The organism is Curtobacterium citreum, assembly GCF_006715175.1.
In the GTDB taxonomy this organism is placed as follows: Bacteria; Actinomycetota; Actinomycetes; order Actinomycetales; family Microbacteriaceae; genus Curtobacterium; species Curtobacterium citreum.
In genome coordinates this window covers 187047-205315 of sequence record NZ_VFMQ01000001.1, presented here as the reverse complement: position 1 = coordinate 205315, position 18269 = coordinate 187047, and the positions used below count along the sequence as shown (strand labels likewise).

Sequence of the window (18269 nt, the reverse complement as noted above, 5' to 3'; positions counted from 1 at the left end):
ACGGCTTGTCACCGAACCAGTCCCGATTCACGTCGCTCGTTGGTTTCTCGGTGGAGCACCCCAAGACATGGGTGCGTTCGTCGGCTGGGACCTCGTGTCAACGGGCGAGAGCTTCGTCGGCCGGAACCTGGAGAGTGTCGCTGGCGCTAAGCCGAACCTCGTTCGGTGGTCGCGTCTTGGGCTCGACACTGACCCATCCGATGAGCGTGGCTACCAGCGGGTTGTGGATCGGCTCTCGATGTACGACCCCATCGGACCGGCACCAGGCTCCTGGGAGCGCGCTGTCCGTATGCAGCAGACCCTGCTGCAGGAGCATCCGACGGAACTGGTGCAGGCCCTCGCTGGGTTCCGCGCGCTCGTCGTCGGGACGGAGGCGGCGAAGGACCTCCCCGCCGTGCTCGCCGGTGCAACAGCGGGTCTCCGCGAGAGCGTCTTTCCTGACGCGGCCATGTATCTCGTCGAGTCAACCGAGCGTCTCGGCCGTCGCTACGGCGTTGCCCGAGCGATGCTTCATGTCGGTGAACGCCCACCGGAGCCGACTGCCGAAGGAGACACGTTCTCGTCCTCGCTCAAGCTGATGGAGGACATCAACGTCGGACTCGGCGCGTACCTCGAGCCACTCGTGACCAGCCTCAGCCCCCACGTCTGGGCCACCACCGCGCCGAGGCTCGGCGGCGTGCTCGTCTTCACCTACGGCAAGGCGGTCGAACCGCGCCCACTACTCGACCTCGACCCCCTCGCCCTCTCGGAACGGTCCGCCCAAGTCGAGCCGCTCGCGGAAGCATGGGGCATCCAGGCGCCTGCGTTCCGAGCAGCGCTTCGTTGGTGGGTGGAGCGGTTGGACTTGGTCTTCTCTCACCTGACCCAGCCTGCGAATTACGTCGTCGACGGGCAGTACCACCCGCCCTCCGCCGTCGAGCGGCTACTCACCTTCGAACAACTCTGTCGCTCCGTCCAAGTGATCGGCTCTTCCCGAGACGGCCACGCACGCAGGCTCGCGCTGTTCCACGCTCTCGACTCACTCCCTGGCCTCAACCGGAAACTCACGCGGGAACGAGCCACGACGCTCTCTGCGATGGAAGATGTCGTCGCAGATCTCGAGGAGCACATCCCCGAGGAAGCGCAGCCCGTGCTCCTGCCGCGGGCAAGGGCTGCTGTCAGCGCCCTCCGCGGCGTCCAGGATGGCTTCTTCATCCCGTCACGCCTCCGCGACGGCGAGATCCTCCTGCCGGACAAGAACGGCATCGACGTCGCCGTACCACTCGCAACCGCAGCCCGCGAGTGGCTGACCGCCCTGCGCAACAGCCAACACGGCATGGACAAGACACCAACTCCGCGCACGAGGGCGCTCCTCGCCGCCCACACCGGCGCACTCGACCCACGGATCACCGACCTCGCATGGCTGGCGCTCCTCGAAGTGCTGACGCACCCCGAGCTTCTCGTCAGGCGTGCCCGGTGAACAGACAGTAGGAAAGCGCCGTCTTCCGCCGACAGCCGACAGGCGACAGCCCGCAGCGCAAATCGTGTCAAAACGCACGGAAAGCCCTGCAACAGCGACGGCGCCACGCGGAACCTACACCCGCATGGCGCGCTCGCCCCGTGAACGGACCAGGGGGCGAGATCAAGTGGACTTGCTCTGCATATTGCACGACTAGCCGATCCGACAGTCGCAGCAGCGCGACTACTAAATTGAGTGCGCCTGGGATCAGGGAGAAGTATGCCCATGTGGTGCGCTTCTATCGATAGGACGATGACGGCTTCGACGAGGAGGTCACCGCACGCGCGGTCGTTGCCACCCCCGGAACATCCATGGCACCGAGCGCGCTCAAGGCCGCCAACCTGGCACCCTCTGGTTGACCTCAGCAACCGCGTTGTCCTCCACGCGCTCTCCGCAGCGTGCGGGCGGGCCGCGTGCGGCTCGCCCGCGAAGCGAGTACTAGCCTTCTGTACCGGCCGTCGAACGGTGAACACGCTCATCAAGCTCGCGGCGCCGGCGAAGGAGGGGTGCGGGTCGATGTTGCTGGGTGACCGTTCTCCGCAATGTCGTGATGATGTCAGAGGCATCAATCTCCATCGAGCGTCACTCCGCAGGTGAGGCCGGCCCTAGGTCCGAGGAAGGGCGTCTGGCGCGGACCCCGTACCTAGGTCGCGCTACTCGTCGAGTGCGTAGGCCAGGTAGGTTTCCTGAGCCGTTCGGGCTGTGTTCCAGCGTCCGCTGTGTCCGTCCGGACGATCTCGGTGCTCTGCCCAGGTGAGTGTGAGTCGGTGTTTGGCGCGTGAGACGCCGACGAAGAACTCTGCCATGGCCCGATCGGGCTCGCCCCAGAACGTCTCGTTCTCGACGCCGAGAATGATGACGTGGTCGAACTCGAGTCCCTTGCATTTGTGGATCGTCAGTATGCGAATAGCGTCTACATCCGAGAGGTGCTGAATCGCTTGGGACGGATCTGGGTTGAGACTCAGCGCGGCCTCGAAAGCGTCGAACGCCTGTGCGACCAGGTCGTCGAATCGGGAACCTTGGGAGTAACCGGCTGACAGTGCCAGCAGGACCGGGCGGGTCACCTGGGACATGAGCTTGTCCGTCCACTCCCGCCAGAAATCTAGATCAGCGCCGAGTTCCGGCGCGGCCTGTAGCGCTGAACGAGCGTCCTGGAGGAGTCTCTTGAGTTGACGGTCGAAGCGGAGGGCCTCCTCCTCGGAGGCGTGGGAGCGGGAGGCGACGCGCATCAGCTCTCCGTAGGCGGCGGGCTGACGGTCCTCGGCAACCACGCGGATGAAGTTGAAGAGTAGCGCTGCAGCGGGTTCGGCAGCGAGGTCCTGTTCTTTCTGCTCATTGCGGAAGGGGATGCCACGTGCCGTGAGCGCATTGAAGAGGGTGGAGCCGAGCAGGTGAGGTTGTTGCCGGATCAGGATCGCCACTTCGGATCGCGGGGTGCCGGCATCGAGACGTTCCTGCACTAGGTCGGCGATGAAATCGGCTTCCTCAACATCGGACTGAAAGCCGCAGGTGTCGACGACGCCGTCGCCACCAGCGAGGCTCTCCAGGTCGCTGGTCGCCCCGGGGTCCATGTCGGCGATCATCCGGTTTTGCATGCGCCGCAGCCGAGGCGCGGACCGAAAGTTTTGGTACAGCGGCAGAGAGACCGCATTGAAGTCGTCGGCGAACGTTTGCAGAATGCCGTCTAGAGCGCCCGCGAACGCCATGATGCGTTGTTTAACATCCCCAACCGCGGTGAGAAGCGCAGTTGAGTCACCGAAAGTGGCCTTGATGAGTTCGTACTGGGCATCAGTGGCGTCCTGGAACTCGTCGAAGAAGACGTGACTGTATGTCTGACGTATCCCGCCTCGCGCATACGGGTTCTTCTCGACGATGTCGAGCGCGAGGGACACCATGTCCGCGAACGTGATCTGCTCACGTTCGATCCGCATGTTTGGGTCGACCCGATAATCGGGGTTCAGAGCGTCTCGGCCAGTCAAGGCGGGCCGATAGTTGTCGATGATTCGCTTCGCGAACGCGTGGAACGTGAAACTGTCGAACCTTGCTGCGTAGCGGGCGCCTGAACGCAGGCGCACTCGGTCACGCAGATTCCTCGCCGCATCGACCTTGAACGACACCGCGAGAATCCGGCGCGGGTAGGGGCAGGCGCCGGTGCGGAAAAGGAAGTCCGCTCGCTGTGCTAACAGCTCGGTTTTGCCCGCGCCCGGACCAGCTGCTACGACAACGCTCCCGGTCTCGATCTTTACTGCCGTTAGGGCGTTGCGTTCCAGCTGCTTCCCGTCGACGGGTGTCCAGTCATCTGGCTCGATCACTCGGGCAGCTCCGTCAGCCTGGCCTGCACATGCGCCACAAGCCTACTCAGCACGCCGGGCAGTTTCTCCTTGAGGACCTCATCATCTAGAGAGGCAAGCGCGGTTAAGTGAGTGGCCGGCTTGCTGCGCAGGTCAAACTTTGAATGGTAGTCATCGAACAGGGCAAGTACGTCGTCGCCGAGCTTCTCGTCGTTAACGTGCTTTTTCCCGAGTACCGCGACAATTGCTTTCTCGTCCGGCGTGCTGGGCTTCACGTCGTACTCGTCCGGGAATGCTCTCAACATCATCAGATCCAGGTCGACCGGCGCAGAAAAGAACACACCTTTTCCTTCCAAAGCAAAGACGGCGTTCTTCCCTTCGGCGAACTCGGGGAAATTCCCGTCGGCGTCCCACGTCGGTAGCTTGTCGATGCGTTCCGGCTTGAAGGTCGGATTTACCTTGTTCATCTGATTCGCTGCGTAGCGAACACGGCCCCAACCGCCCTGGTATCGACCGCTGTCCAGGTCCAGCAATGTGACGTGCGGGATGTGGAGTTCGTTCAGGAGACGCCAAAAATGATTCACATGTCGCCCGCCGAGCGGGACGACTGAGACGGACGCGTCATCTTCAGCGACGCCAGCGGCGGCCAGAACACGCGGAATGACGACCTGCTCGCTAGCGCCCTCGCCCAACACGACAAGACGGGAGAAGTACAGCTCGGGGTACGCCTTGACGGCTTCTTGCACGTACTTCGACGCCTCCTCACTGCTGTCGGGAAGTACGACACGATGCACCGTGCTTTGCCGATCGCTGTTGAGTCGCAGGAAGCGGATGGCCTCTGGGTCGACTCGTCGCAATAGTGCCGGCGCGTGCGTGGCGATCACGCTCTGCACGTCGCCTTCTTCACACGCACCGCGCAGTTGGCGGACGATGCGCCCCAAATACTGCGGGGCAAGGCTGTTCTCAGGCTCTTCCAGAGCGATCACAGTGTGCACTGGCGGTCGCAGCTTGTCCGGGTCCAGTGAGCGCTCCTCACCGGCGAGAACGCGGCGCGCGAGCACCTGCCAGGACAGCACCAGAGAGATGTACAGCAGCGACTTTTGCCCATCCGAGAGCCGTTCGAACGGCAACGCTGCTCCGTCGTGGGAAGGGCTGAACGTGACGGTGAGCTGACGCAATACTCCCTCGAGTTCGCCTCTGCCGAACGCGATCCCCGGGTCGGCGAAGAAGGAACCTGTGTGTAGCCCTTGCCACTCAGTGGAGAGATTGACGCCGATGCTCGCGACTGCCGCGTTCGATGTCAAGGTCTTGGTGATTTTGTCACTCAGCTTGTTGAGCTTGATGCGTTCCGCGGTCCAGTCGGCGGCGCGTAGCGTCCGTCCGATCAGTGATGATGTCGTGTAAGCGATATGGTCGCTCGGGTCGCGGCGTGCCGGAAGGTAGTGCACCTCGATGTGGCCCCGGTCGTAGCGAGACATCGACTCGGTCTTCACCGGGTTCCCCGACTCGTCGAACTCCAGGACGTATTCGATCCTCTCGTCCACTACTAGATCCGGGGCAAGGGTGGCGGTCAGGCGCACCCGCACCTGCGGAATGTCGTTCTCGGTTGCGATTCGCATGTGGGCGAAGTTCGGAGGCACTGATGCGTGCTGCCCATCGTCGCCGCTCTCCGGCAACGCGATATCGACCTCAAGCCACAACGTCGACGGTTCGTTGTTCGTGTTGGCCGCAGAACTGTAGGGTGCATGGAAGTCAGTGAGGCGAATCGCTCGCTGCGCCGCGACTGGGCTGAAGAGCCTGGATAACGCCTCAAGAACTGCGGTCTTGCCCGCCCCGTTTGGTCCTAGCACGTAGGTGAGATCGGACAGGTCGATCGCCGTCGGTTCCGGACCGAATGACTGGAAGTTGCTCAGCCTCAAAGTAACGATCTTCATAGTGTCCCAGCCTGTCCGCGCCCCCGGCGCCGAGAAGAGAAGACCGGCCGTTACAGACCCGTCTGTGTCCATGATCTCGCATCCGTCACGCCGGCCGCCGATTCAGCATTTCTCATGTCATGCTGAGAGCACCGAAGAGGGCCATGGAGATCGTCGCCATCCTAACCTGAGTAAGGATGTGGAAGCGCGTTGACGGAGCAGGCGGCGGTGTATCTGCGAATCTCGCAGGCCCGTGCCGGCCTGCGGGCCGGGAGGCCAGCGAAGAAGACAGCCTCGCCCGCACCGCAAACCTCGGCTTCGACGTTGCGCAGTGGTCCGACGACGACGATGTCTACGCGTTCGATGGGGCGGGTTCAAGACCGGGAACTGCAGTTCCCGGCACCATGCAGCGATCTGCCGCAGGAGGCCTCGTGGCGTCGTTCCGTCAGCGTCTTCCGTTGTCGTATTACGACGGTCGAGGATGCCCTTGTCGGTAACGGACTCAGCCAAGATCCGACTGTGCTCTAGCACCAGTGGCCCCAACGACTCCGGCCGTACAGATGGTGCCCTGCCGCGGCGCGCCCGGCCGATACCGCGCGGGGATGGCCTCTCTGTACTACCGATCATCTCGTGCAGGTCTCATCCCGCCAGCTACAGCCGCCGGCTTGCGGTACAGATGGGGGGGCTGGCCTGACGGCGAACAGTCACCGGTTAGAGGTCATCGGTTTCGCGACGGCGTCGCTGCAGCCCGAGGAACAGCAAATCGGCGGCGATTGAGACCTCGGCAATTCAGCTGCGTCGAGCGAGCCTTCTTCAGTGGCCGGGGAACAAGATCGACTCGGCTTCTGGGGCAGGTCCCAGCCTGCCCGGACCTGCAGATGCCGGCGCCGTGAGGGCCCTACGCGAGCACCGCCGAGGCTCCGTGTTCTGGGCCTCGTCGAGCGAACCTACGACCTCGGCGCCATCATCTTGAGACTCTCCGATGTCTCGGCCTACGCTGCATCGACAACTAGCGGACCGAGCACAAGCTCGTCCGCGGGATCAACATGGGCCCGAGTCGCGTTCGGGCGGCACTCTCTGGAGTTTCGGATGGCATCCGCCAGTCCGGATGTTGCCATGCCCTTCCAGGGCGTGGCAACCCCGGCGGATCACGAAGCGACCCAAGGAGCGAGTCATGCCGCAGTACCGCAAGCCCCTCGACGAACGCCAACGCCGCATCATTGCTGAGATCGAGGCGACCGCTGCCGAGCGCGACGCTGTCGCCGCCCGATACCGGAAGCTGCTCCTCGATCTGCACCTGACTGGTGTGTCAGTACGGCACGTCGCGGACGAGGTCCACGAGTCTCCGAACACCTTGTTCAAGTGGATTCGGCAGGAACGTGACCGGCGCCGGGGAACGAGTTCCTAGCCGGGCCGTACCCGCGATGGATTGAGACGGACGCCATTGGCGGAGGATCGGAGCGCGAGCTGAAGAAGGTGTCATTGCAATACGCAACGTTGTGGCGAGTACTGCGGAACACCGAGCCGTCCGCTATTCTTAATGTAGCTATTGCGACTATCTGAAATCTCTGCCGAAAGTAGTGAAAATGGCAAACCTGAAGCGATAGATTTGGGACTGAGTCCAATTTTCTCATGTGATTGGGGTGGCTGTGATAGGCGCGCCGTGCTAATGTCGAATCACGAAAGACGCACATAGCCGCGCGTCGCATTCGGACTGCAACGCGCGGCTTCCGACACGGAGGAGAACTTACATGCAGCGCCGCCCCTCGGCGGCAGGGAACAACAGTGCGCGAACGAAGAAACGCCCGGTGAGAATTCGGACTTCTCACTACCGGGCGTCCTCCAGATCCTTGGACCGGATCATCTGGAAGGATACCGTCGTGACGTCGGATGAGCAACCATTCATCCGAGATTTTCGCGCCCCTGCCAGTCAACACTCGTATGCCCATGGCGATGGGCGTAGCGCTCAGATCGCCACCTTTTTGAAGCCCTGGTTCGGTCCGCCGGACGCGCGGCTACTGAAGTCGCAGCTCCGCGCCGGGGTCAGGGTCACGGTCCTCATTGACGGCTCGCCACGGGTGCTTGATCTAGTCGAACTGACGGGGGATGTCATCGCCGCCAGCTCCCCGGTGCGGCGTCCAGGCCGACACTCGGACATGCCCAACAAGCCAGGCACGTTCTTCTCCAGTACGAACCGGGACCTCGTGCAGTACGAGTCACAGCTCGAAGAAGAGTTCCTCTACTTCGCGGACTTCGATCCGCTCGTCCTCGGCATTCGAGCACAGCCCTTCAGCCTCTGGGGGCTGGTCGACGGCAAAATGCGGAAGCACACACCCGATTTCGCACTCCTCTGCCGTGACGGGAGCGTGCGAATCGTGAACGTGAAGCCGGAAAGTCGGATCCATGACGTCGATGTCCGGGACCTCCACGACTGGGTCGAGCACACGATCGCCCCGAATGGCTTCGTGCATGAGGAGTATGTCGGCGCGCCGAGGCTGGTGGTCCGAAACCTCCGGTACATCGCGGGTGCTCGTGTCGAGCAGTGGATGTCGCACTATCCCCGGGCCCAGGTGTTCAACGCTTGGAGGCCCGGCGACACCATCGGGTCTCTTGAACGACGCCTGTCCTCCGACCTTCCGCAAGCTGTGATACGCGCGTCGATCCGCAATCTGCTGTGGAACTCGGCGTTCCGGACCGACCTACGCCGCTCCCTCGGCACACTCTCGCCTCTGGCTCGCTCGTAAGCGTCAGGAGAACGCTGCAACCGTCGGCGTTCTCCTACCCCTCACACCTCTCAACGGCGCCCTCTCCTGCCCAGCAGGGCGAGCTGCCGCATACCCAAAAGGAGTACCACCCTCATGTCCACCTTCAGCTTCCGCAACGGATCAAAGATCAACCGCCACGGCAAGCGATGGACGGTGACGTCCATCGGACCCCGAGTCCGCCTTCAGAACGCACGCGGCCGCGTCAAGGAGGACCGGCTCGTCGATATTCTCAACGACAGCGAGTTCGTCGGTGTCGAGACGGCCCCGCGCGAGGCGCCGTGGCGATCACCGCTCGAGTTTGACCTCCTGCCGCCCGAACAGGCTCGCAAGGCCGCTGAACAGGTCGATTTCTGGCGGCCACACATCAACGAAGTCCTCACGGGCTACCAGTCCGGCAGCGCCGACGCGCGGCTTCCAGGGGAGCCACGGGAGAAGTACGACCCCGTACGCCCGCTTGGCCAGCGCATCCATGCGAAAGCGAAGGAGGTGAAGAAGAGCACCCGCACGGTCGAGCGCCGTATCGAGGGCATCCAGAACGAGGGCGACTATGGACTCGTCGACGCCCGCCTACTGAAGCCGCAGCAGTGGTTCAAGAGCGTTGACGCACGAATCAAGGACGCCCTTCGGACGCAGATCGACCTGGCGAGCCAGCCCGGACAGTCACGGAAGACCGGCTCCTACCTGCTCAGCGAAGCCGTCGCCGCGCTCGAAACCGAGTTCCCAGAGATCGAGTGGCGCAAAAAGATGCCCTCCCGGGCAACGTGCTACCGACTGCTCGAAGCCCTCGGCGCAGGGCCCGCCATCGGGCTGAGCAACAAGACGAAGAGTTCACACGCGAACCGGCCCCGTGGCAGATACGACTACACCAGGCGCGCCTCCAGGCCTGGCGAGCGCGTGCAGATGGACGCGACGATCCTCGACGTGATGTGCATCGACCGGCTCACCGGCCGTCGCTTCCGCCCCGAGATGGTCGCCGCAATCGACGAGTACACCGGTTGCATCCTCGGATTCCTGCTCCGAGAGACAACCCGGCAGGAGGACGTTGCTGCCGTCATCGCGCAAACCCTGCGCCCGCAACCGATCAGGCCAGAGTGGGGCGAGCTGGCGGAATGGCCGTACCACGGCGTCCCCGGGACGCTGCAACTGCCGTTCAAAGCGACGAAGCCGAAGGCGCCGACGATCCTGCCGGAGAAGATCGTCATCGACAACGGCGCCCCGTTCGCCAGCCACCACATCACCTACATCTGCGCCAAGCTCGGCATCGGTCTTGAGCCAACCCGACCCTACCGAGGCGTCGAGAAGCCGAAGATGGAGCGTTTCTGGGGCACGTTGAACACGGGCCTGCTCCAGTTCCTCCCCGCGCACACGTCCGGATCAGTCGATGGACGAGGACTTGACGTCGATCAAGACGCAGTCCTCTTCACCGACGAGGCGGCCGACATCATCGGAGAGTGGATCGCACGGGTGTACCACCTACGACCCCACCGCGGACTCCGACTTCCGGGCTCCATGAAGTCCGGAGCAAGCCCCTACGAGATGTACTGCGCCGGCATCGAGCGCGCCGGGATGATCGTGGCGCACACCGACCCCAAGCTGTGGCTGCGCATCCTCCCCTCCGCCGGCCGCACCATCGGCGCGAAAGGCGTAAGCCTCCGCGGCCTCGTGTACGACGCCCCGATCCTCGCTGAATACGAAGGGGTGTCAGGACCAGAACACGGCGGCAAGTGGCGCTTCCACTACGAACCCGGCGACGCCCGGCAAATCTACTTCGAAGCACCGGACGGCGCATGGCACGAGATCCCCTGGGTGCTCCGAACGCAGGACGACCAACCATTCAGCTTCGAAGCCGCCGACTGGACACGCCGCAAGCTCAACGAGGACGGATGGGTCCGGGACTTCGACAAGGAGCTGCGTTCGATCCTGCACCGCTGGCGAACCCAACTTCCGGAAGACGGACGCGCCCGCACCCTCGCAACCCGCATGGACATGTTCATGCGCGCCCTCACTGAAGACCCGAACCGCCCCAGCCCCGGCGCAGTCATCAACTACCTCGCTGATCCGCAGACAGATACGGACGTCGTCGAGGTCCCTGAGAAGGAGGTGGACCTCAGCGACGACCCCATCGAACCGGACCTCGACGGCACCGACTTCGATCTCGAATCCGAGCCTGACCCCGACACCTACTACGCCGGGATCCTCGACGACCTCGACGACGGCGACTACGACGACATTCCAACCCGACACCTCATCCGCTCGAACGCGTGACCACGAAGGGAAAAGACCATGAGCGACCGTATGAACCACGTCAACTGGGCCCGAATCGTCCGCGGCAACCCATACGAGCGACCCGAGCCGCTCGACCACCGCGCGCTTGCCAAGCTCAGCGACGTGGCCAAAGCCAACTATGACGACCGACGGGCGCGCTGGCACGCCAACTTCGGCGTCATCAAGACACCCCAGCTCGTCACCGCGCACGAGCAACTCGACGAGATCCTCGCTGCGAACCGTCACGTCGGCGACCGGGTCCGCGGCGCAGCAGTCGTCGATGCGCCTCCCGGTCTCGGAAAGACCACAATCGCGAACACCTACGCCCTCCGGTACTGGGCCAAAGAGATGCGACGCGGACTGCCCGAAGACGACCGATACGACCGCATCCCGGTCATCAAAGTCGGCCTCAAGGCGAACGTGACCACAAAGTGGCTCACCGAGCGCATGTGCAGGTTCATGGGACTGCCCACCACAGGCACCGAGTCAGCTATGCACGACCGGCTCTTCGACGCAGTCGAAGCTTGCGAGACCGGACTCATCGTCATCGACGAAATCCAGTTCCTCAACTTCGCCGGCAAGAAGGGACGCGAGGTGCACAACCACATCAAGTTCCTCGCCAACGAGTTCCCAACCACCTTCCTCTTCGTGGGACACTCCATCCGGAAGGTGAACGCACGCTCCAGCGTCGCAATCCAAGATGCGGCCCGCCAGCAGACAGACAGCCGGTGGACGTACGTCGACGTTAACCCATTCGCGATCACGACCGACGAAGCCAAAGCGCAGTGGCGGTCCTTCCTGCTCACCATCGAGAGCAAGCTCGTCCTGTCCCGCCTCCAACCCGGAATCCTCGCCGATGACCTGTCGGACTACATCTGGTCCCGCACCTCTGGGCGGATGCAACACATCACGAGCCTGATCGTGCGTGGTTGTGCGCGCGCCATCCTGTCAGGAGACGAGCGGCTCACTCGGGAACTACTCGACCAGGTGAAGCTCGAACGATCCGCCGAGTTCTCTCGGGAGGAACGCGCATACGGTGCTGACCACGGCGTGTACGAGCGCGGACGACGTATCGCTCGCCAGATGACGGCGGCACCAACGAAGCCCGCGGGCGGAGGCGGCAAAGGTCCGGCGGGCCGGACCTCCCGCGCAGGCGAGACCGCGAATCCCCACCATGCCAGTAGCACCGCCGCGAAGCAGCACTGACGTGGCGGACTTCCCCGCCGGGGCAACCCGGTTCCCGGGCCGCCCCACCCCGGCCGCCGGTGAATCCCTGCAGAGCTGGTTGCGACGCTACGCATGGATGTTCGGCACGAGCTACGGACAATTCATCAGCGCACTCGACCTGACGCCGCAGCAACGCCGCAGCGTCTCGTCCTGGCGTTGCCGGCTCCCTGACGCTCCCGCTGCTCGACTAGAAGAACAGACGGGTGTCGAGCGCGCTCTGTTGCAGTCGATGACCCTCGAGCGCTACGACCGGCGCTTGATCGAGATCCGCGGCGACGGCACCATCGCAAGGAAGTACTGGGCACGTGGCAGCGGCAGCCGATACTGCCCCAAATGTGTGGCCGAGGACGGCGGTGCGTTTCAGAACGTGTGGCAACTCGCCACCACGTATCTCTGTCTCCGCCATCACGTTGTACTCATCGACGGATGCCAGGACTGCCACCTCATTCACTTCACGCAGAGACCGACGACGGACGTCTTCGACCCCCGCTTCTGCGCCAATCGCCGGACTGGAGAGGGAGCCTGCGGTGGGTACCTGCCGGGACACCATGCCGAGCCCGTTGCAGCCGACTCTCCCCTCGTCCGAGCGCAGCACTACATCGACGGCCTTGCCCGCCTCGCGGACGCGGCAACCGCGAAAGCGATGCTCCTGAACTTGGAAGGGGTCATGCACGGCGTCAGGAAGGGAGCCAGTGTCGAAGAGGTAGCGGACCACGCCGGCCTCGAAGCTGGCGATATTCGAGGGCTCCAGCCGTCCTCAGAGCGTGGTCAACCGCCTAATAGCGCGCTCGACTACGGGGCCCTCGCTGCCTGGGCCGCTGATCTTGTCACCGCTTCCGAAGAAGACGTCCGTCCTGACTTCCGCAAGCTCGTCCTGAACTACGACTGGGCCGACCTGCACGAACATTCTTCGACTGGACTCGGCTCACCAGACCATCTCGGGTCTCGTTGGTCGCCGAACCTCGCCCCGTCAACCCGCGGTCGCTTGCTCCGGGCCGTCGACGACCAACTCACGTTGAAGCAACGAATCCAACACGCCACCGCCGCAACTGCACCCACCAGAGCCGCGGCCGCTCCGTTCATCGCACCGGCGATCTGGCCCGAATGGGCCGTCGCGCTTGACGCTGGTGGCGCGTACAACGAATCCGCGTTCCGACTCGCCATGTCGGCGGCGCTGGCCCTAGTCAGCACCGGAGACGCCCACTCTGGCAGCAACGTCAAGTATCAGCCGTACAAGGAGGCCCTCCGTCCAGAGCTGTTTGCCACCGCTGAAGTACTCACCGACCAGCTGCGCCTCTTGACCGCGCTGGCGCCACGCATCACGCCAACTGCGAAGAACGCCATCAACTACACACAACGCGCGCACGCGATCTTCCGCCACCAGCTGCTGCCCGCTTCCGCGTGGAAACGGATCGCCGATCGCGTCGGCGTCCACGCCGGAGGCGCCACCCGAACGCTGATGGCCCGCAGATACGCGTACGCCCGGATGACCGGATCGCACGGCTCCGCTTACCCAGACTCGTGGTCCAGAGCCCGAGCCGACGACGCGAACCTGTACGGCGCGTTTTGCCTGTCAATGACGAGAGAGCTGCAAGAAGAGATAGACGTCTACCTACGGCACTATTTCAGCGTCGCAAAGCTCAAGGGTCCAGTGGTCAGCGCACCCGCGGTCGACCTGCTGAGCAGCCCCCGGCTCCCCGGGCGTGCACTCTCGGACATCGACGTCGCCAAGATGCACGACCTTCTCAACGGAGGCGAACGCCGCATCGGTTTCCTCGCGAACGCGCTCGATCGGTCGGAAATGCATGTCCGCGCGGCGGCAGACGCCTTCCCTCGTTCAGCAGCGGCTGCGTCTTCTTCGCCCAGCAACCTCCAACGGTCACGCGGTCAACGGCCTCGAAGCCGTACAGCCGCGTAACTGGAGGGCGAGTCGACCGAGGCGTCGTCAGGGACGTCGGAGCGCCTAGCCATAGCGAACGTCGGCGCGACTGCCGCCTCCCAACACATGCCGTTGAGCCAGCCGAAGGTGGTCGGGCCATGGCTGTCCGCTCATGGCGGAGCGGAATCGTACTCCCAGTGATGCGAAATTCACAACACGTGCTCTACTGTAGAAACATGACCGACATCGGCGTGCGCCTGCTGCAGCGACTGGAAGAGGTCTTGCCAGGCATCTCTCAGAGCGAACTCGCGCGACGCGTCGACATGGACCCGTCGGCGTTGTCTCGCGTGGTAAACGGCAAGCGCGCTCTCGCCAGCCGCGAACTGATCGCGCTCGCCCAACAGCTCCGCGTGAGCACTGACTGGATCCTGCTCGGTGAGGATCCGTTCCCTGTGCAGGTTGCTGCTCGTCACGACTATCTCGGGAACGGCTCGTACGTGCGTGACACGTCCGAAAGTGTCGCGGAGACGGTTCGCGGTATCGCGCGCGCCTACGAGCAGGCCCACTCGATCGCGCCATGGCCCAACCAGCAGCCTGTTCCGACCGAACCAGAGAAGACCCGCGCTGCACTCGAAGCGGGATACGGCCTCAACTGGCAACGACACTTCGCTGACGCTGTCGAGCAGACCTTCGGGATCGACGTCATCAAGGTTGACCTGCCCGGCTCCTCCGGGTTGAGCTTGAAGCTTCCGAACGCCATCGTCATCGTCGTGCCGACAGAAGCATTCTGGGCCCGGCAGAACTGGACAATCGCGCACGAGCTGGAACACATCGCCGCAGGCCAATTCACTCGAGATGGCGACCTCAGCCGAGCAGAGGAGAACGCGGCGAACAAGTACGCCGCGGACCTTCTCCTTCCCGTGCCCTCCATCCGGAAGATTGACTGGAAGTCGGCGAGCGAGGAGGACCTCGCACGATTCCTATGGGACGCCGGCGTTTCGATCGAAGCACTCAACGTGCGAATGACCTACCTGCGCACCGAGGCGCCTCGCACCTCGCTCTCGACCGCGCGCCTTGCCCGCAAGCACATCTCCGGCGGGTCAGCGCTACACGATCCGGTTGCCGAACGGATGCGAGAGGCGGCCGCGCGACGATTCCCGGTGCGGCTGCTCGCGGCTCACGAGACGAACCCGCGGACCACTCGTACGCTGGAGTGGATGCTCGGAGCACCCTTCGAGTCTGGCGTCGACGGTACAGAAGACGACGACCTCATGCAGGAAGCGCCGACGCTGGACGTCCTGGCGGACGCGTTCGGGCTGAAGGTGCAGTGACGTCGCGCCGTGTACTTCCCTGATAACACCGTTCTCATCAACTTCGCCATCATCGGCGAGATGGGCATCCTGAAGAAGCTCCTGAATGGCAAGGGCGCGTGGGTTGGCGCTGTTCATGCCGAATGTGAGGATTCCCACCGGAAGGGCTATTACCCGGGCATCGAGGAAGCCTTCGACTTCATGCCCGACCCAATCCTCGTGGACAAGTTCGAGGAGCACGATGCGCGGACAATTCGGCTGAGCATCACCGACGTTATCGAAGACCCCGCCCAGAGCCTCGGGGAGTCGCAGACCATCGCCGTCGTCACGCACCGGCACATCGAAGCCGTCTTCATCACCGACGACGGCGGCGCCATCAAGTACATCAAGGACGAGCACCTCCCCATCGCCGTGTGCATGACCACCGATCTGCTCGCCCTCGCGGTGAGGGCCGGCTTCATCACCGAGGCTGCAGCGGAGGCGCACATCAAGACACTTGTAGCGCGTGGCCGGAAGCGGATCAGCATCAATCGGTTCCGGAAGGTTCTGAAGAAGCGTGCGACCTAAGTGCGAGGGGGCACGCCACTCGGAGTCCTGCCCTGCCAGCTTGACATCACTTGGTGATCATGTTGGCGCGATACACAACTGCGGCGCGCAAGTTGGTCCTCTGGGGATTGGCGGAGCGTGGAAGCCCTTCAAGACGATCGCGACGTCGCTAGAGGTGAGGGTGGATCGATCTTGCGCAGCGTCATGCATCAAGTCGATTGATTTGGTGAGTTTCGGGAAGATCCTCAAGCCATTGCACCTCTAGGGTGTGCACGTTCAGCAACGCAACATGACGCGGCCTCCGGATCACGTTGAGGCAGTGAACGATACCGAACTCCGTCGCGGCAGAGCCAGACGAGTGCATATGACCGAAGAACGCCAGCTGCGGCCGAACGCGGTTGTAGAGTTGTGTGACACGATTGCGCGATTCCGCTGACGCGGCCATACGGGTGTCAGAGAAGCGTGGCCCTCTCCGCATTGCAGACGTCAACTGCGGCATGTCAACGTTGAGGGCTTCGTGCGTGAGGAGGACATCGACTTCTCCGCCCGCGGCGGCGTGCTCGATGTCAGCATCCGTAGGAGCTTCGAACGGGCCACCATCGTCGTGGAGCGAAGCAGCTCCGCCCATGCAAAGGTAAGTTCGCCCTCCCAGCTCGAAGCGAAGGCCTCGCGGTGCAATCCAAATACGGTGAGCGGCGCGAAAGAACCGGTCCGGATGATCCTCGAATTCTTCATGCAATCGATCCCACCACTCATGGTTGCCCGGCACGAGGATCAGTCGTTGAAACTGAAAGCGCTGCAGCTGCTCGTCGAGCCAGGGCGCGAACTCCTCGCTTGAAGCGTTGCGCCCACGAGCCGCACTCGTCCGCGGGGCGGACCAGCGGAGGTCGCCGACATGAAGCAGCGTACGAACATCCGGTGCTTCCCTCCGGATGCGCTGAAGCAGCGGGGCAACGAGGCGCGACTGTGACTCCCAATCGCCGACCACAGCAACTCGGCGCTCGTCGAGGAGCGTTATATCAACCGATGGATGCCCGTCTATCGTCGGCCAAATTTTTCGCTCGGCCGGGGTGAGTTTCGGAGAGATTCGAATAGATCGAGACGCGTTTGCTCGTCGCTCGAAGCGGTCCATCTTGCGCGGATGGTTCGTCACGGCTCACTTTCCTTTCGCTAGCCCGGGGCAGTTCGCTGCACCTCAGCCCCGCCGCTCAAGGCTAGACGCGGACCAGTCGTTGCGAAAGGGCGAACAAGCCGGGCGCGACTAAAGTACGCATTTGCTAGGAATGCACCTAGAGAGCCGCCCCTCCAACTCAAGCGTGTCATATGGTGACCGCATGACAGGGGACGTTCGGCACACGATTCTTGTGGCGGCTGCAAGTCAACGCGGCTTGATCTCGAAAGCGCAGGTCAAAGCGAAGCACGACGAAGCCGCCGTTGAGCGAACCCTCGAAGACCTGGAGCAGGTTGGCGACTTGGTGCCTGTCATCGGCGACATCTGGTTCCACCTCGCGGCGGAACCCGCACCAACGCCGACGCTCGAAGCGCGAGCCCTCTGGATGCTCACCGACCCAGCGGTGAGCGTGTTGGCACGCCGCGATGCGTTCCTGGCGGGAGGGGTGACAGCTGTAATCGGAGGACTGCCGGCGCTAGAACGATGGGGACTCGGACCCGAACTGCTCGACGCAGTGATCGACTCACCATCGGCTTCGACTGGGCTGCTACCGGCGTGCGACCTTGTGTCAGTGCGCTGGGAGAGGACGACGGCCAGAGAAGATGTCGACTGGGCCTACGGGCACTTTCCGCATCGCAGTGTCGAAGCGACACTCGTCGATGGGCTCCGCGGCGGGCTAGGAGTGGACCTCGTCGCCGAGTTCCTGCGCGATGCGCTGCGTGAACACCTTCCCCTAGACCCGACACGCTTGCTGCGCCACGTCATCGAATACGGTGCAGAAGAGGGATGGTCGAGGCCCACCGCAGCGGACTCGTTCGCCGAGCTGGTCGCCCTTGCTGGGGGATGGCCAGACCTCCGCCCAGTCGAGTCAACCATCATCTGGGCGGCCGCTCGTGAACACGTCAGGCAGTTGCGCACGTGAACCCACCGCGTGGAGCCGAGCAGAAGGGCAGGGAAGCAGACGGGCTGCACGTCCGGGTCGGCGCCACCTCGGGGCCCTCGTGATTATAGAAATTATAGATCTCGTTGTAGCCGAATCCGCCCTTTGGGACGGTTCGCGCTACTGCTTCAGTCGAGACGCACGGCGACCACCGCTGGCCTCTAGTTAGTGTGCGCTGGAGGGCTCGGCGTTCGCGAAATTGGACTTGGCTAGGCCCGCTGAGAAGGACAGCTGACCACGACAGCTGGTCCCGCCTGGAATCGCGATCTGACTTTGCACGAAGCGAACCCACCTGCCTCCGCGATGGCGTCTGGGTGCTTCCACGCGGCTGCCGGTTCCGTATCGACGGTACGACGATCCTCTCCTTCCGAGGCGCCGATCCGATGTCCCGTCCTCCGAATAGGAAGGAACTGACCTGGTGGCGAAGTGAGATGCCGACCGTCGCGGACGTGGACGCAAGCCTG

12 protein-coding genes are annotated in these 18269 nt (G+C 63.5%); 9 read left to right on the top strand and 3 right to left on the bottom strand.

The features are described 5' to 3' along the window. Positions 1 to 67 precede the first annotated feature (67 nt). Positions 68 to 1459, top strand: a complete 1392-nt coding sequence (locus FB462_RS01030) for a hypothetical protein (protein WP_141859617.1) — start codon at positions 68 to 70, stop codon at positions 1457 to 1459. A 692-nt stretch (positions 1460 to 2151) separates the two neighbouring features. Here FB462_RS01030 and FB462_RS01025 read toward each other — a convergent pair. Together FB462_RS01025 and FB462_RS01020 are read right to left on the bottom strand one after the other, a co-directional pair. Further along, the gene (locus FB462_RS01025) at positions 2152 to 3810 is read right to left on the bottom strand and encodes a UvrD-helicase domain-containing protein (protein WP_141859615.1); all 1659 of its coding nucleotides are present in this window, start codon (positions 3808 to 3810) and stop codon (positions 2152 to 2154) included. Continuing rightward, on the bottom strand, positions 3807 to 5723 hold the full coding sequence (locus FB462_RS01020) for an ATP-dependent nuclease (RefSeq protein WP_141859613.1): 1917 nt from the start codon (positions 5721 to 5723) through the stop codon (positions 3807 to 3809). Before FB462_RS01020 ends, FB462_RS01025 begins: the two co-directional genes overlap by 4 nt. Before the next feature lie 1153 nt (positions 5724 to 6876). On the opposite strand from FB462_RS01020, the gene FB462_RS01015 reads away from it, so the two are divergent. From FB462_RS01015 to FB462_RS00985, 7 genes are all read left to right on the top strand, one after another. Further along, complete coding sequence (locus FB462_RS01015) at positions 6877 to 7110, top strand: hypothetical protein (protein WP_141859611.1); 234 nt, start codon at positions 6877 to 6879, stop codon at positions 7108 to 7110. A gap of 343 nt (positions 7111 to 7453) precedes the next feature. Continuing rightward, the gene (locus FB462_RS17765; RefSeq protein WP_141859609.1) at positions 7454 to 8446 is read left to right on the top strand and encodes a TnsA-like heteromeric transposase endonuclease subunit; all 993 of its coding nucleotides are present in this window, start codon (positions 7454 to 7456) and stop codon (positions 8444 to 8446) included. 114 nt (positions 8447 to 8560) lie between these two features. Then, complete coding sequence (locus FB462_RS01005; protein WP_141859607.1) at positions 8561 to 10732, top strand: DDE-type integrase/transposase/recombinase; 2172 nt, start codon at positions 8561 to 8563, stop codon at positions 10730 to 10732. Between the two features lie 18 nt (positions 10733 to 10750). Further along, the gene (locus FB462_RS01000) at positions 10751 to 11938 is read left to right on the top strand and encodes an AAA family ATPase (RefSeq protein ID WP_141859604.1); all 1188 of its coding nucleotides are present in this window, start codon (positions 10751 to 10753) and stop codon (positions 11936 to 11938) included. Position 11939: 1 nt separating this feature from the next. Then, complete coding sequence (locus FB462_RS00995; protein WP_167509955.1) at positions 11940 to 13877, top strand: TniQ family protein; 1938 nt, start codon at positions 11940 to 11942, stop codon at positions 13875 to 13877. Positions 13878 to 14074: 197 nt separating this feature from the next. Continuing rightward, entirely contained in the window at positions 14075 to 15169 is a 1095-nt protein-coding gene (locus FB462_RS00990) for a helix-turn-helix domain-containing protein (RefSeq protein WP_167509954.1), read from the top strand. Between the two features lie 9 nt (positions 15170 to 15178). Further along, a complete protein-coding gene (locus tag FB462_RS00985; RefSeq protein WP_141859598.1) occupies positions 15179 to 15715 on the top strand; it encodes a PIN domain-containing protein in 537 nt (178 codons plus the stop codon). Between the two features lie 181 nt (positions 15716 to 15896). On the opposite strand, the gene FB462_RS00980 is transcribed toward FB462_RS00985, so the two are convergent. Beyond that, the gene (locus FB462_RS00980) at positions 15897 to 16847 is read right to left on the bottom strand and encodes a metallophosphoesterase family protein (protein WP_141859596.1); all 951 of its coding nucleotides are present in this window, start codon (positions 16845 to 16847) and stop codon (positions 15897 to 15899) included. A 181-nt stretch (positions 16848 to 17028) separates the two neighbouring features. Between FB462_RS00980 and FB462_RS00975 the strand changes: the two genes are divergently transcribed. After that, positions 17029 to 17787, top strand: coding sequence for a hypothetical protein (locus tag FB462_RS00975; RefSeq protein WP_141859594.1), 759 nt, complete (start codon positions 17029 to 17031; stop codon positions 17785 to 17787). The last annotated feature ends 482 nt before the right edge of the window (positions 17788 to 18269 follow it).